Raw genomic sequence first — 13,640 nt, 5'->3', positions numbered from 1 at the left:
CCCCCGGCCCGGCCCGTCTTCGAATGACGCCCGATGACCGTTCCCGTCAGGATTCGGCTCGATTCCGCATCTCTCCAAGACCGTCTCTGGCATGGCAATTGGCATGATTCGCACCAAGTAGTGACCGGATTCAGGTCTGTTCGGTATCTCGACACCCGATGTCGCCCCAGGTCAGGGTCTGATGCTCCGGAAGCGGTGTGGGGCGTCTCACAGGACGACACGGGGGGATGACCTGGGGGAGAGTCGTCGCGGCCCGCTCAAGAGTGCGGTACCGTCCAACGTCGTGAGCCTTGTACGTCGCTGTTCGCGCACCGCTTGCGGCCGTCCCGCCGTCGCGACGCTGACGTACGTCTACGCCGACTCGACCGCGGTTCTCGGCCCGCTCGCCACCTACGCCGAACCCCACTGCTACGACCTGTGCGCCGAGCACTCCGAGCGCCTCACCGCGCCGCGCGGCTGGGAGGTCGTCCGCCTCGCCGACTCCTCCGGTCCCGCGCGCCCCAGCGGCGACGATCTGGAGGCGCTGGCGAACGCGGTGCGCGAGGCGGCCCGTCCGCAGAAGCGTGCGGCGGAGGGCGGCAGCGCCCGCTCCGTGGACCCGATGGAGGTCGCGCGCCGCGGCCACCTGCGGATCCTGCGCTCGCCCGAGAACTGAGCGCTCGCCCGAGAACCGGGCGTCGCCCTCGCGGACGCGCGCGGTTCTCCGCGCCGCGCTCTCCCGCCGTACCCCGCGGCCCGCCTCTCCGCCGCACCCTTCCCGGACACCGCTTCCCGGACGCCGCTTCCGGACGCCGATTCCCTTGGGCGGCGCACACCCATTGACGTGAAATTGTCGCGGACATGACGATTCTGGTATCCGTGTGAAATCGCTTTCCGCATCGCGGAATCCGGGGAGGCGTCCGTGTGCGTCCAGGAACTGCGACCCGTCGCCGACTCGCTCGGCCTGTCCGCCCTCGTGGCGACCCTGCCCCTCCTCGTCGTCCTGATCCTGCTCGGCGGCGTCCGGCTCAAAGCCCACCTGGCGGGCCTGGCGGGCCTTCTGGCGGCCTCGCCGGTCGCCTGCCTCGCCCTACGGCATGCCCGTGGACCAGACGCTCTCCAGCGCCGCCCAGGGCGCCGCGTTCGGCCTGTTCCCCATCCTGTGGATCGTCGTCAACGCCCTGTGGGTGTACCGGATGACCGTCCGCACCCGGCACTTCGACGTCCTGCGCCGCTCGTTCGGGCGGCTGTCCGACGATCCGCGCGTCCAGGCACTCGTGGTCGCCTTCTGCTTCGGCGCGCTGCTGGAGGCCCTCGCCGGTTTCGGCGCACCCGTCGCGATCTGCTCCGTGATGCTGGTCGCCCTCGGCTTCGACCCGGTGCGCGCGGCGGTCGTCGCCCTCGTCGCCAACACCGCGCCGGTCGCCTTCGGCGCGATGGCCACCCCGGTCGTGACCCTCGCCCAAGTCACCGGCCTGCCCCTGGACTCCGTCGCCTCGCTGGTGGGCCGGCAGACCCCGCTGCTCGCGCTGGTCGTGCCCCTCGTCCTGGTCGGGCTCGTCGACGGCCGGCGCGGACTGCGCGAGACCTGGATACCGGCCCTCGCCTGCGGAGTCGCCTTCGCCGCCGTCCAGTTCGCCGCCTCGAACTACGTCTCCGCGCAACTCGCCGACATCGGCGCCTCCTTGGCCGGAGCCGCCGCCCTGATAGCCGTACCGCACGCGCGCGTGCCCGCGGCCGAGGCCGTACGGGCGTCGGTCCTGACCGGTGCGCGCAGCGAGGAACTCGACGAGAGGGACCCGCGCCGCGAAGTCGTGCGCGCCTACGCCCCGTACGCCCTGATCGTCACGGTCTTCTCGATCGCGCAGATCCCGGCCGTGAAGGACTGGCCGGCGCGGGCGACCCGGACGTACGACTGGCCCTTCCTCGATGTCGTCGGCCCGAACGGCCTGCCGGTGGGCGGGAACGTCTTCACCTGGCCGATCGTGTCGACCGGCGGCACCCTCGTGCTGCTCGCGGGGCTGTGCACGGCCGTCGTACTCGGGGTGCACGCGCGCGTGGCGGTCCGGGAATGGCTCGCGACCGTGCACGAGTTGAGGTTCTCGATCCTGACCGTGACGTCCGTGCTGGCCCTCGCCTACGTCATGAACCTCTCCGGACAGGCCGCCACGATCGGCCACTTCGTGGCGGCGGCCGGATCCGGACTCGCCTTCCTGTCACCCGTTCTGGGGTGGTTCGGTGTGGCGGTCTCCGGCTCCGACACCTCGTCGAACGCCCTCTTCGGCGCTCTCCAGGTGAGCGCGGCCCGGGAGTCGGGGCTGTCGCCCGAACTCCTCGCCGCCGCCAACAGTTCGGGCGGTGTCCTCGGCAAGATGATCTCGCCGCAGAACCTGACGATCGCCTGCGCGGCCGTCGGGCTCGACGGCCGCGAGGGCGACCTGCTGCGCAAGGTGCTGCCCTGGAGCCTCGGACTGCTGCTCATCATGTGCCTGATCGTGGTGGGACAGAGCTCGCCGGTCCTCTCCTGGATGCTGCCCTGAGCACGGACGTGCCCCGCTCCGGCCGGCCACCGCCCGCCGTCGACCCGGACGGGTAGTTTGGGGTGACCGAAGTGGACTCCTGGAGGGTTGGCCGTGACTGCTGATCTGTCGCAGCTCGTGAAGGCGTACGACGTACGCGGGGTGGTCCCGGACCAGTGGGACGAGCCGCTCGCCGAGCTGTTCGGTGCCGCCTTCGTCCAAGTGACCGGAGCCGACGCCATCGTGATCGGGCACGACATGCGGCCGTCGTCGCCCGGCCTCTCCCGCGCCTTCGCGCGCGGCGCCGCGGCGCGCGGGGTCGACGTGACCGAGATCGGCCTGTGCTCCACCGACCAGCTCTACTACGCGTCGGGCGCGCTCGGCCTGCCGGGCGCCATGTTCACCGCCTCGCACAACCCGGCGCAGTACAACGGCATCAAGATGTGCCGGGCGGGCGCGGCCCCCGTCGGCCAGGACACCGGCCTCTCCGAGATCCGCCGGCTCGCCGAGACCTGGCTCGACTCCGGCGCCGCCCCGGCCTCGGACGCCACGCCCGGAACGATCACGCGGCGTGACACGTTGGAGGATTACGCGGCCTACCTCCGCTCGCTCGTCGACCTGACCTCGATCCGCCCCCTGAAGGTCGTCGTCGACGCGGGCAACGGCATGGGCGGGCACACCGTGCCCACCGTGTTCTCCGGTCTGCCGCTGGAGCTCGTCCCGATGTACTTCGAGCTGGACGGCACCTTCCCGAACCACGAGGCCAACCCCCTCGACCCGGCGAACATCGTGGACCTCCAGAAGCGCGTCCGCGAGGAGGGCGCCGACCTCGGGCTCGCCTTCGACGGCGACGCCGACCGCTGCTTCGTCGTGGACGAGCGGGGCGAGCCGGTCTCCCCGTCCGCCATCACCGCGCTGGTCGCCGCCCGCGAACTGGACCGGAACGGCGGCGGCACGGTCATCCACAACCTCATCACCTCCTGGTCGGTCCCGGAGGTCGTCCGCGAGCACGGCGGCACCCCGGTCCGCACCCGCGTCGGCCACTCCTTCATCAAGGCCGAGATGGCCACCTCCGGCGCGATCTTCGGCGGCGAGCACTCCGCGCACTACTACTTCCGCGACTTCTGGAACGCCGACACCGGCATGCTGGCCGCCCTCCACGTCCTCGCCGCCCTCGGCGGGCAGGACGGCCCGCTCTCCGGGCTCGTCGCGGAGTACGACCGCTACGTGGGCTCCGGCGAGATCAACTCCACCGTGGACGACCAGGCGGCCCGCCTGGCCGCCGTCAGGGCCGCCTACGAGGGCCGCGAGGGCGTCGTCCTCGACGAGCTCGACGGCCTGACGGTCACCCTCGGGGACACGTGGTTCAACGTCCGCCCCTCCAACACCGAGCCCCTTCTCCGCCTCAACGCCGAGGCCCGCGACGAGGCGACGATGGCAAGGGTCCGGGACGAGGTACTGAAGATCATCAGAGCCTGACCCCCGCTCCCGCCACCGGGAGCGCGCGGTGGTCCCGACCGGCCGCCGCGACTGCCCCGGCCGGTCCGCCGTGCCCAGCAGGCTCCGCCCGACCCGGTCCGCCCGAGGCCGGGCCGGGGTGTCCGGTCACGGTGCCGGTCGGGCGGCCCCCGTCGCCGGCCGGCGCTGGGCCGGTGCGGGCGCGGACAGGAAGCGGACGCGGGCCGCGGCGACCCGCGTACCCGTTCCGCGCGCCGGGCGAACCGGTGGCGCGCCCCGGCGACAGGCTTCCCGCAGCGGTACCCTGACCAGGCCGCATCCACCGTTTCGGAAGGACACCCCATGCCGCTCGAAGCCGGCCTCCTGGAGATCCTCGCCTGCCCGGCCTGCCATGCCCCGCTCAAGGAGCAGGAGACCGAGCTGATCTGCACGGGAGCGGACTGCGGCCTCGCCTACCCGGTCCGCGACGGCATCCCCGTACTCCTGGTCGACGAGGCCCGGCGCCCCGCGTAACCGACGCATCCGCCTCGCGCACAGCGGCCCCGCGACCGCCGTACGCGAGGCGACAGCGGCGCCGTCCCCGCCCGCGGGCGGGGAGACGGCGCGGCAGGCACGACGACGAGCCACGGCACCCGAGGACGAGCGACGGCACAGCCGCCCGCACGGACGACGGCGACGCGGCCGTCCCGATCGGCGACCGGCGCACACCAGGCCGGCACCCGGTCCGACCCAGCACCGCTCGGCACCTCCCGCGAGCGACCCCGTGCAAGCGACCCCGGCGGCTCACGCGCAAGCGCCCCGGCGATCGGAGGCTACCGACCCCATGCTCGACGAATCGCTCCTCGACGATCCCGACGCGCTCACCCGGGCGGACCGGCGGGCCCTGCTCCGCGGTGCCGCCGAGGCCGGCGCCCGGGTACGCACCGCGGTCCGGCACGCCAACGAGGCGGGCATCTCCGAGCTGAAGCCCGACGGCCGCCCGCGCGCCGTCCTCATCGCGGGCCCCGGCATGGCCGCCACCGGCGTCGCCGAACTGCTCGGCACCCTCGCCGGAGCGAGCTGCCCCCTCACCCGGCTCACCCCCACGGGCGTCGCCCCCGCCGGAGGCGCCCTGCGCTGGGACCTGCCCGGCTGGGCGGGCCCCGTCGACCTCCTGCTGATCGCCACTCCCGACGGCAGCGAACCCGGCCTGGAACTGCTCATCGAGCAGGCCTACCGGCGCGGCAGCACCGTCGCGGCCGTCGCCCCCGCCGGCTCACCCCTCTCCGAGTGGGTGGAAGGCGCCCACGGCCTCTTCGTACCGATGGCGACGGCCCCGTACGAGCAGGACGGGACCCAGGCGGCCTCGGCCCCCGGCGTGCTCTGGGCGCTGCTCACCCCGCTGCTCGTCCTCCTCGACCGCACCGGCCTGGTCTCGGCCCCGCCCCAGGCGCTGCAGAAGGTCGCCGACCGCCTCGACCGCGTCGCCGAGCGCTGCGGCCCGGCCATCGCGGCCTACAGCAACCCCGCCAAGACGCTCGCCGCCGAACTGGCCGAGGCGCTCCCGGTGATCTGGACGGAGGGCACCTCGGCGGGCCCGGCCGGCCGTCGCTTCACCGCCGCGCTCGCCGAACTCGCCGGCCGCCCCGCGCTCACCGCCGAACTGCCCGAGGCGCTCGCCTCGCACAGCGTGCTGCTCGCGGGCGCCCTCGCCGCCGGCGCGGACCCCGACGACTTCTTCCGGGACCGCGTCGAGGAGGCACAGGCACTGCACGCGCGCGTGGTGCTGCTCCGAGACCGTCCCATCGGCGGGATCAGCGCCGCCCCCGCCGCCCGCGAACTCGCCCTCAGCCACGACACCGCGATCAGCGAACTCGAACCCGAGGAGGGCGGCGAACTGGAAACCCTCGCCGAGCTGATCGCCATCACGGATTTCGCCGCCGTTTACCTGGCGCTCGCTTCGGGGGCCTGATCTTGGGCGTGACCTCGCGCCCGGCGCCCGTAGAGGGTGTCCGGTCCCGCGTCCGGCGCCCCTGACACCACGCTTCCCGACCGGCGCCCGCGTCCAGCGGGCCGCGCAGCGCACGTATGGAGAAGAAGACACCGATGGACCGCCTCGACAACACCGTCCGCCCCTACGCCTGGGGTTCCACCACCGCCATCCCCCGGCTGCTCGGCCTGGAGCCGACCGGCGAACCGCAGGCGGAGATGTGGATGGGCGCCCACCCGGGCGCACCCTCGCGCACCGGGCGCGGTCCGCTCAACGAGGTCGTCGCCGAGGACCCGGCGAAGGAACTCGGCCGCGCCGCCGTCGCCAGGTTCGGCCCCCGGCTCCCGTTCCTGCTGAAGCTCCTCGCCGCCGGCGCCCCCCTCTCCCTCCAGGTGCACCCCGACCTCGAACAGGCCCGGGAGGGCTACGAGGACGAGGAGCGCCGGGGCGTTCCGATCGACGCCCCGCACCGCAACTACAAGGACGCCAACCACAAGCCCGAACTCATCTGCGCCCTCACCGAGTTCGACGGCCTGTGCGGCTTCCGCGCCCCCGAGGAGGCCGCCGCGCTCCTCGCCGCCCTCGACGTCGACTCCCTCAAGCCGTACGTCGACCTGCTGCGCGCCCACCCGGAGGAGGCGGCGCTGCGCGAGGTCCTCACGGCGGTGCTGAGCGCCGACCCGGACGACATGGCCCGTACGGTCGCCGAGACCACCGCCGCCTGCGCCCGCCTCGGCGGCGACTACGCCCCGTACGCGGGCCTCGCCCACCACTACCCGGGCGACCCCGGAGTCATCGCCGCGATGCTCCTCAACCACGTCCGGCTCCAGCCCGGCGAGGCCCTCTACCTCGGCGCCGGCATCCCGCACGCCTACCTGAACGGCCTCGGCGTCGAGATCATGGCCAACAGCGACAACGTCCTGCGCTGCGGTCTGACCCCCAAGCACGTCGACGTCCCCGAACTCCTGCGTGTGGTCCGCTTCGAGGCGGCCGACCCCGGCGTCCTGCGCCCGGAGGCGTCCCCCGACGGCGAGGAGGTCTACGCGACCCCCATCGACGAGTTCCGCCTCTCCCGGTACGTCGTCGCCGAGGGCGCCGACCCGCGCGACCTCACCCGCGAGACCCCGCAGATCCTGCTCTGCACCTCGGGTTCCGTGCGCGCCGACGGCATCGACCTGACCCCCGGAACCTCGGTCTTCGTACCGGCCGGCGAAAAGGCCGAAGTGTCCGGGTCCGGCACGATCTTCCGTGCGACAGTTGTCGCCTGACGGGATGGCGGGACCTACCTGAGGCGCGTCACCGGCGAACCGGGCTGCAAGAATGGCCTACCGCAAAGGGCGGGCAAAGTCCGGACCGGGCGGGGTACGAGGGTACGAGCGGGTCCGGACGGCGTACGAAGGGACAGCAGGAGCAGATGAGCGCTTCAGGCGGCACCAAAGCGATCGTGGCGGCACTCGGCGCCAACCTCGCGATCGCGGTATCGAAGTTCGTGGCGTTCGCGTTCAGCGGCTCCTCCTCGATGCTCGCCGAGGGCGTTCACTCGCTCGCCGACTCCGGCAACCAGGCACTGCTCCTGATCGGCGGCAAGAAGGCCCAGCGCGAGGCGACCCCGCAGCACCCGTTCGGCTACGGCCGCGAGCGCTACATCTACGCCTTCCTCGTCTCGATCGTCCTGTTCTCGGTCGGCGGCATGTTCGCCGTCTACGAGGGCTACGAGAAGATCAAGCACCCGCACGAGATCGAGCACTGGTACTGGCCGGTCGGCGTCCTGGTGTTCGCGATCATCGCCGAGAGCTTCTCCTTCCGTACGGCCATCAAGGAGTCCAACGAGCTGCGCGGCTCCCACTCCTGGTCCCAGTTCATCCGCCGCGCCAAGGCCCCCGAACTGCCCGTCGTCCTCCTGGAGGACTTCGGCGCGCTCATCGGTCTGGTCCTCGCCCTCGGCGGCGTCGGTCTCGCCCTGCTCACGGGCGACGGTGTCTGGGACGGCATCGGCACGGTCTGCATCGGTGTCCTGCTCATCCTGATCGCCCTGGTGCTCGCCGCCGAGACCAAGTCGCTCCTGCTGGGCGAGTCGGCGGGTCCGGAGGACACCGCGAAGATCGAGGCGGCGACGGTCGACGGCGCCACCGTCACCGGCATCATCCACATGCGCACGCTCCACCTCGGCCCGGAGGAACTCCTGGTCGCCGCGAAGATCGCCGTCAAGCACGACGACACGGCCGCCCAGGTCGCCACCGCCATCGACGCCGCCGAGTCCCGCATCCGCGCCGCCGTCCCGATCGCCCGGGTGATCTACCTGGAGCCGGACATCTACAGCGACGCCGAGGCGGCCAAGGGCCCGGACCCCTCCGCGACCCCCGGCGGGCCGACGCCGGCCGGCCACTGACCCCACCCGCTCGTACGCCGCCGGGGCCCGTCCGACAACTCGGACGGGCCCCGGCGGCGTTCCCGCCTCCAGCGTCCGTCTCCGCCGCCCAGGACCTCGGCCGAGTCCCTCGGCCCGGGCCTGCGGGGGCCGCTTTGTCCAAAGGCGGACTGGGGAGGGACAGCCTCACCGGTGTAGCTTGGGTGCTGAGCCAGACGTCGCTGCTGATGGCGGTCGGGCGGTCCCACCGCGGACCGGCCGAGGGAGAGAGGGCCTCCGACGGATGCGCTGCGCGCACAGGGCACACCTGTGCCCTGCCGGTGCACGTCCGTGCCCCGGTCGGGCACGCGTACGTGCCGCCGCCGCGCAGGACAGCCCTATCCACCTCGCCCCGATTCCGAGGAGCAGCTCGTATGACGACTGTCGACAACCGACAGGACTTCAAGGTCGCCGACCTCTCCCTGGCCGCCTTCGGCCGCAAGGAGATCACCCTCGCCGAGCACGAGATGCCCGGCCTGATGTCGATCCGCCGGGAGTACGCCGAGGCGCAGCCCCTCGCGGGCGCCCGCGTCACCGGCTCCCTGCACATGACGGTGCAGACCGCCGTCCTCATCGAGACCCTGGTCGCCCTGGGCGCCGAGGTCCGCTGGGCCTCCTGCAACATCTTCTCCACCCAGGACCACGCGGCCGCCGCCATCGCGGTCGGCCCGGACGGCACGCCCGAGAACCCGCAGGGCGTCCCGGTCTTCGCCTGGAAGGGCGAGACCCTGGAGGAGTACTGGTGGTGCACGGAGCAGGCGCTGACCTGGCCGAACACCCCCACCGGCGGCCCGAACATGATCCTGGACGACGGTGGTGACGCCACCCTCCTCGTCCACAACGGCGTCCAGTACGAGAAGGACGGCAAGGTCCCCTCGGTCGACACCGCCGAGTCCGACGAGCACCGCGTCGTCCTCGAACTCCTGCACCGCACCATCACGGACGGCTCGCAGAAGTGGACCCAGCTCGCCTCGGAGATCCGCGGCGTGACCGAGGAGACCACGACCGGCGTCCACCGCCTGTACGAGATGTACCGCGACGGCACCCTGCTGTTCCCGGCGATCAACGTGAACGACGCCGTCACCAAGTCGAAGTTCGACAACAAGTACGGCTGCCGCCACTCGCTGATCGACGGCATCAACCGCGCCACCGACACCCTGATCGGCGGCAAGACCGCCGTCGTCTGCGGCTACGGCGACGTGGGCAAGGGCTGCGCGGAGTCCCTGCGCGGCCAGGGCGCCCGCGTGATCATCACCGAGATCGACCCGATCTGCGCCCTGCAGGCGGCGATGGACGGCTACCAGGTCACGACCCTCGACGAGGTCGTCGACAAGGCCGACATCTTCGTCACCACGACGGGCAACAAGGACATCATCATGGCCGCGGACATGGCCAAGATGAAGCACCAGGCGATCGTCGGCAACATCGGTCACTTCGACAACGAGATCGACATGGCCGGCCTCGCCAAGATCCCCGGCATCGTCAAGGACGAGGTCAAGCCCCAGGTCCACACCTGGAAGTTCCCCGACGGCAAGGTCATCATCGTGCTGTCCGAGGGCCGCCTGCTGAACCTGGGCAACGCGACCGGCCACCCGTCCTTCGTGATGTCCAACTCGTTCGCGGACCAGACCCTGGCCCAGATCGAGCTGTTCACGAAGCCCGAGGAGTACCCGACCGACGTCTACGTGCTGCCCAAGCACCTGGACGAGAAGGTCGCCCGTCTCCACCTCGACGCGCTCGGCGTGAAGCTCACGACGCTCCGCCCCGAGCAGGCCTCGTACATCGGTGTCGAGGTCGACGGCCCGTACAAGTCGGACCACTACCGCTACTGAGCACGCCCGCCGAGCAGCGGTACCACCGCTCGGCGTCCGGATGTCAGCAGGCCCTCGCCGTCCCGGCGGGGGCCTGTCCCCGATGAGGACCTGAACGCCCATGCCCCGCGGCCGCTATTCGCTCCATGATCCGCACGATCACACCCCCCTCGCCGACGAACACTTCCACTGCGCGCCCGGCCCTTCGGGCTGGCGCTATGTCTCCCAACTCACGGCCCCCTCCGGCACGGCGTCCGACGGCCTCCCCGCGCCCGCGACGACGACGGTCACCGGCTCCGTCGACCTCGCCCTCGACGATCTCGGCCGCCCCATCCGCCTCGAACTGCACGCGGCGGGCTGGCAGGTGCGGGGCGCCGCCCTCGACGGCGTGACCTGGGTCCGCACCGATCCCACCGGGACCGAGGCCACCGAAGGCAACGTGTCCGCCCACGCCTTCACCGGCACCTCTCCCGCCTTCCTCGTCGCCACCGCCCGCCTCCTTCGCCTCACCCCTTCCGCCGCCCCCTCGGCGACCCGTGTCCGCCTCGTCGCCTTCACCGACCCGGTCCTCGCCCCGCGCACCCTCGACCAGTCCTGGGCCTTGATCGCAAGCGAAACACACGCCACCGACAACGGCCCGCTGACCGTGGACGAATACCAGGTCACAGCGCTGGACACGGGGGAACAGCACGCCGTGCACATCGCCGGCGACGTGGTGCTCGCGGCTCCCGGCATCGAACTGGAACACCTCGAGTCACCGCCGTCGGTGTTCACCTGACGGCGGTGCCGGGCCGTTCTGAGCCACCGCCGATCCGGTGGCGAGGGCGGCTACGCGGGCGGCGCGAAGCCGGTCGACGGACGCTCGTCCGGGCCGGCGTGCTCGACCGGAGCGACCGGGTTCGCCGGGGAGACCGGGTCGGCCGAACCGGCCGGAGGCGGGGCCGGCTGCTGAGGCGCGGCCCCGTACCCGGCGGGGGCCGGCCGGGTGAAGTGAGCGCCGGGTCCCGGATGGAACGGGTGGCTGACAGGAACGCCTGGCCGAGGGGGACGGCCGGCGGGCGCGCCGGGCTGCACGGGGTGGCCGACAGGCCCACCCGGTTGCCCCGGCTGCGGGAAGTGATGGCCACCGGGTGCGGGGGACGCGAATCGGCCCGGCACGGCACCGAACGTCCGACGGGCCTCGCGGGTCTGCCGCTCGTGCACGACAGCCGCCAGATACGCGCCCGCCGGTACTCCCTGCGGCGCCGGAGCCCCGGTACGAGCGGCGAGATCCACGGCGAGCCGTTCCGCCATCGCCCCGCCGATCTGCGGATCCAGTTGCCGCATCCGCGTCAGGTACTGGCGGATGGCCAGCCACAGCCCGTCCGGTACGGCGGACAGATCGAGCTCCGCGAACCGTCCCGCCAGCCAGGGCGGCGGCGCGGGAACGTACGGCATCCGTCCCACCGGAATCCGCTCCCGCACGACGAGGGTCCCCGCGAACACGTCACCGAGCCGCCGCCCGCGCTCCGACACGAGCGAAGCGATGCACGCGACGATCCCGAACGTCATCAGGATCTCGACCACCCCCACGGCACCGCGCACCAGAGCGTGCCGGAACCGGATCGGCCCGCCGTCGTCCCGCACCACCCGCAGCCCGCACGCCAGCTTTCCCAGGGAGCGGCCGTGACTGAGCGTCTCCACGGCGATCGGACCGCCCACCAGCACCAGCAGGAAACTCGCGATCGAGACGGCGATCTGCGCCGCGTCGTCCAGCGTGGCGGTCGCGGCGACCAGAGCGATGGTCACGACGATGTAGACCGCCACCGCCAAGGCCAGGTCGAGCACCACGGCAAGCGCCCGGCTCGGCAGTTTCGCGGGCCGCAGCTCCAATGCCACTGCCTCGCCCGTCACCAGCTCACTCACGCGCGCCGCCCTTCCCCTGACCTGCCCCGACAACCGCCAGTCTGCCAAGCTGAGGGCGCATCGCGCCCCAGTAGGACAAGCTGACATCCACGATGAGCCCCCGATGCGCAGCGAGGAGCAGGCAAACCGATGGACCTCGACGTCTTCGTCTCCGCCCACCGAGCCGAGTGGGACAGACTCGACGCCCTGCTGCGCCGCCAGCGCCGACTGACCGGGGCCGAGGCCGACGAGCTCGTCACCCTGTACCAGCGAACCGCCACCCATCTCTCGCTGATCCAGTCCAGTGCGCCCGACCCCCAGCTGACCGGGCGGCTCAGCCAACTCGTGGCACGCGCGCGCAGCGCGGTGACAGGCACCCGCCGAGCCTCGTGGCGCGACGTCACCCGCTTCCTGACCCACGGTTTCCCCGCGGCCGTCTACCGCTCCCGCCACTGGTGGGTGCCCACGGCGCTCCTGTCCACGGCGATAGCCGCCCTCCTCGGGTGGTGGATCGGCACCCACCCCGAGGTCCAGGCCGCCATCGCCGCCCCTGACGAACTGCGTTCCCTCACCCGCCCCGGCGGTGAGTACGAGACGTACTACTCCAGTCATCCCGCCGCCTCCTTCGCCGCCCAGGTGTGGACGAACAACGCCCAGGCCGCCGCCGTGTGCCTGGTGCTGGGCGTCTTCCTGGGCCTTCCGGTCCTCTGGGTCCTCTTCGAGAACATGCTCAACCTGGGTATCGGCATCGGCCTGATGTCGTCGGCCGGCCGCCTCGACACCTTCCTCGGCCTCGTCCTCCCGCACGGTCTGCTGGAACTGACCGCCGTCTTCGTCGCCGCGGGGACGGGACTGAAACTGGGCTGGACCGTGATCGACCCGGGCCCGCGATCCCGTCGTACGGCTCTCGCGGAAGAGGGACGCGCCGCGCTGGGCATGGCGATCGGACTGGCGCTGATCCTGTTCGTCTCGGGTGCCATCGAAGGCTTCGTCACGCCGTCGGGCCTTCCGACCTGGGCCCGTATCGGCATCGGGATCGCTGCTGAACTGGCCTTTCTTGCGTACGTCTATGTCCTCGGAGGTCGCGCGGCACGCTCCGGCGAGACCGGAGACGTCACGGCGTCCGAGCGCAGCGCCACTCTGCCCACGGCCGCCTGATGTGCGCGTGCCCCGGCTGACCTGCTAGCCTTCTCGTTACCCCAGAAAACTCGTTGACACGGGTTGAGCGGGGAGGTAGATTTGAACAGTTGCCTAGAACTGGACACATCCGGTGGCAGCAGTTAGAGTCTGCTCGCTTCTCAAAGCAATCGACACGTCGATTCAGAAGAAGCCCCTCCTGACGATTCAGAAATGGTTGCCGGTCAATCCGGCCCACGGATTCTGATAAAGTCGGAGTCGCCGAAAAGGGAAACGCGAGAGCGGATTACCTTGAAAGCACCGAGGAAATCGGGCCCGAAAGGTTCTGATAGAGTCGGAGCCGCCGGAAAGGGAAACGCGAGAGCGGAAACCTGGAAAGCGCCGAGGAAATCGGATACGGAAACGGTCTGATAGAGTCGGAAACGCAAGACCGAAGGGAAGCGCCCGGAGGAAAGCCCGAGAGGGTGAGTACAAAG

General features: G+C 71.7%; 11 protein-coding genes and 1 pseudogene. 10 read left to right on the top strand and 2 right to left on the bottom strand.

Annotated elements, in window-relative coordinates; all coding sequences use genetic code 11:
* Positions 1-181: 181 nt before the first annotated feature.
* The 9 genes and pseudogenes from ACFYW9_RS28245 (at position 182) to ACFYW9_RS28205 (ending at position 10,921) form a co-directional block, all read left to right on the top strand.
* Positions 182-655 (top strand): DUF3499 domain-containing protein, encoded by a 474-nt coding sequence (locus ACFYW9_RS28245; RefSeq protein ID WP_351874054.1) that lies wholly within the window; start codon positions 182-184, stop codon positions 653-655.
* A gap of 246 nt (positions 656-901) precedes the next feature.
* Positions 902-2,519 (top strand): annotated as a pseudogene (locus ACFYW9_RS28240) (L-lactate permease).
* A gap of 93 nt (positions 2,520-2,612) precedes the next feature.
* Complete coding sequence (locus ACFYW9_RS28235; protein WP_389155880.1) at positions 2,613-3,977, top strand: phosphomannomutase/phosphoglucomutase; 1,365 nt, start codon at positions 2,613-2,615, stop codon at positions 3,975-3,977.
* Between the two features lie 321 nt (positions 3,978-4,298).
* Positions 4,299-4,469: a Trm112 family protein gene (locus ACFYW9_RS28230; protein ID WP_078943765.1), complete on the top strand. Its 171-nt coding sequence runs from the start codon at positions 4,299-4,301 to the stop codon at positions 4,467-4,469.
* 310 nt (positions 4,470-4,779) lie between these two features.
* Positions 4,780-5,907, top strand: coding sequence for an SIS domain-containing protein (locus ACFYW9_RS28225; RefSeq protein ID WP_389155877.1), 1,128 nt, complete (start codon positions 4,780-4,782; stop codon positions 5,905-5,907).
* Positions 5,908-6,041: 134 nt separating this feature from the next.
* Complete coding sequence (manA, locus tag ACFYW9_RS28220; protein ID WP_351874067.1) at positions 6,042-7,193, top strand: mannose-6-phosphate isomerase, class I; 1,152 nt, start codon at positions 6,042-6,044, stop codon at positions 7,191-7,193.
* A gap of 146 nt (positions 7,194-7,339) precedes the next feature.
* Positions 7,340-8,314, top strand: coding sequence for a cation diffusion facilitator family transporter (locus ACFYW9_RS28215; RefSeq protein ID WP_389155874.1), 975 nt, complete (start codon positions 7,340-7,342; stop codon positions 8,312-8,314).
* Positions 8,315-8,706: 392 nt separating this feature from the next.
* Entirely contained in the window at positions 8,707-10,164 is a 1,458-nt protein-coding gene (gene ahcY, locus ACFYW9_RS28210) for an adenosylhomocysteinase (RefSeq protein ID WP_389155871.1), read from the top strand.
* Positions 10,165-10,264: 100 nt separating this feature from the next.
* Entirely contained in the window at positions 10,265-10,921 is a 657-nt protein-coding gene (locus ACFYW9_RS28205; RefSeq protein WP_389155868.1) for a hypothetical protein, read from the top strand.
* A 50-nt stretch (positions 10,922-10,971) separates the two neighbouring features.
* Here ACFYW9_RS28205 and ACFYW9_RS28200 read toward each other — a convergent pair whose 3' ends face one another.
* A complete protein-coding gene (locus tag ACFYW9_RS28200; RefSeq protein ID WP_389155865.1) occupies positions 10,972-12,048 on the bottom strand; it encodes an RDD family protein in 1,077 nt (358 codons plus the stop codon).
* A gap of 129 nt (positions 12,049-12,177) precedes the next feature.
* Between ACFYW9_RS28200 and ACFYW9_RS28195 the strand changes: the two genes are divergently transcribed.
* Positions 12,178-13,185, top strand: coding sequence for a stage II sporulation protein M (locus tag ACFYW9_RS28195; protein WP_389155862.1), 1,008 nt, complete (start codon positions 12,178-12,180; stop codon positions 13,183-13,185).
* A 203-nt stretch (positions 13,186-13,388) separates the two neighbouring features.
* On the opposite strand, the gene ACFYW9_RS28190 is transcribed toward ACFYW9_RS28195, so the two are convergent.
* The coding region (locus tag ACFYW9_RS28190) for a hypothetical protein (RefSeq protein WP_389155859.1) at positions 13,389-13,640 on the bottom strand (252 nt) is incomplete at its 5' end.

The organism is Streptomyces sp. NPDC002698 (genome assembly GCF_042888945.1).
Classification (GTDB): Bacteria; Actinomycetota; Actinomycetes; order Streptomycetales; family Streptomycetaceae; genus Streptomyces.
This window is presented reverse-complemented; position numbering and strand designations above follow the sequence as displayed.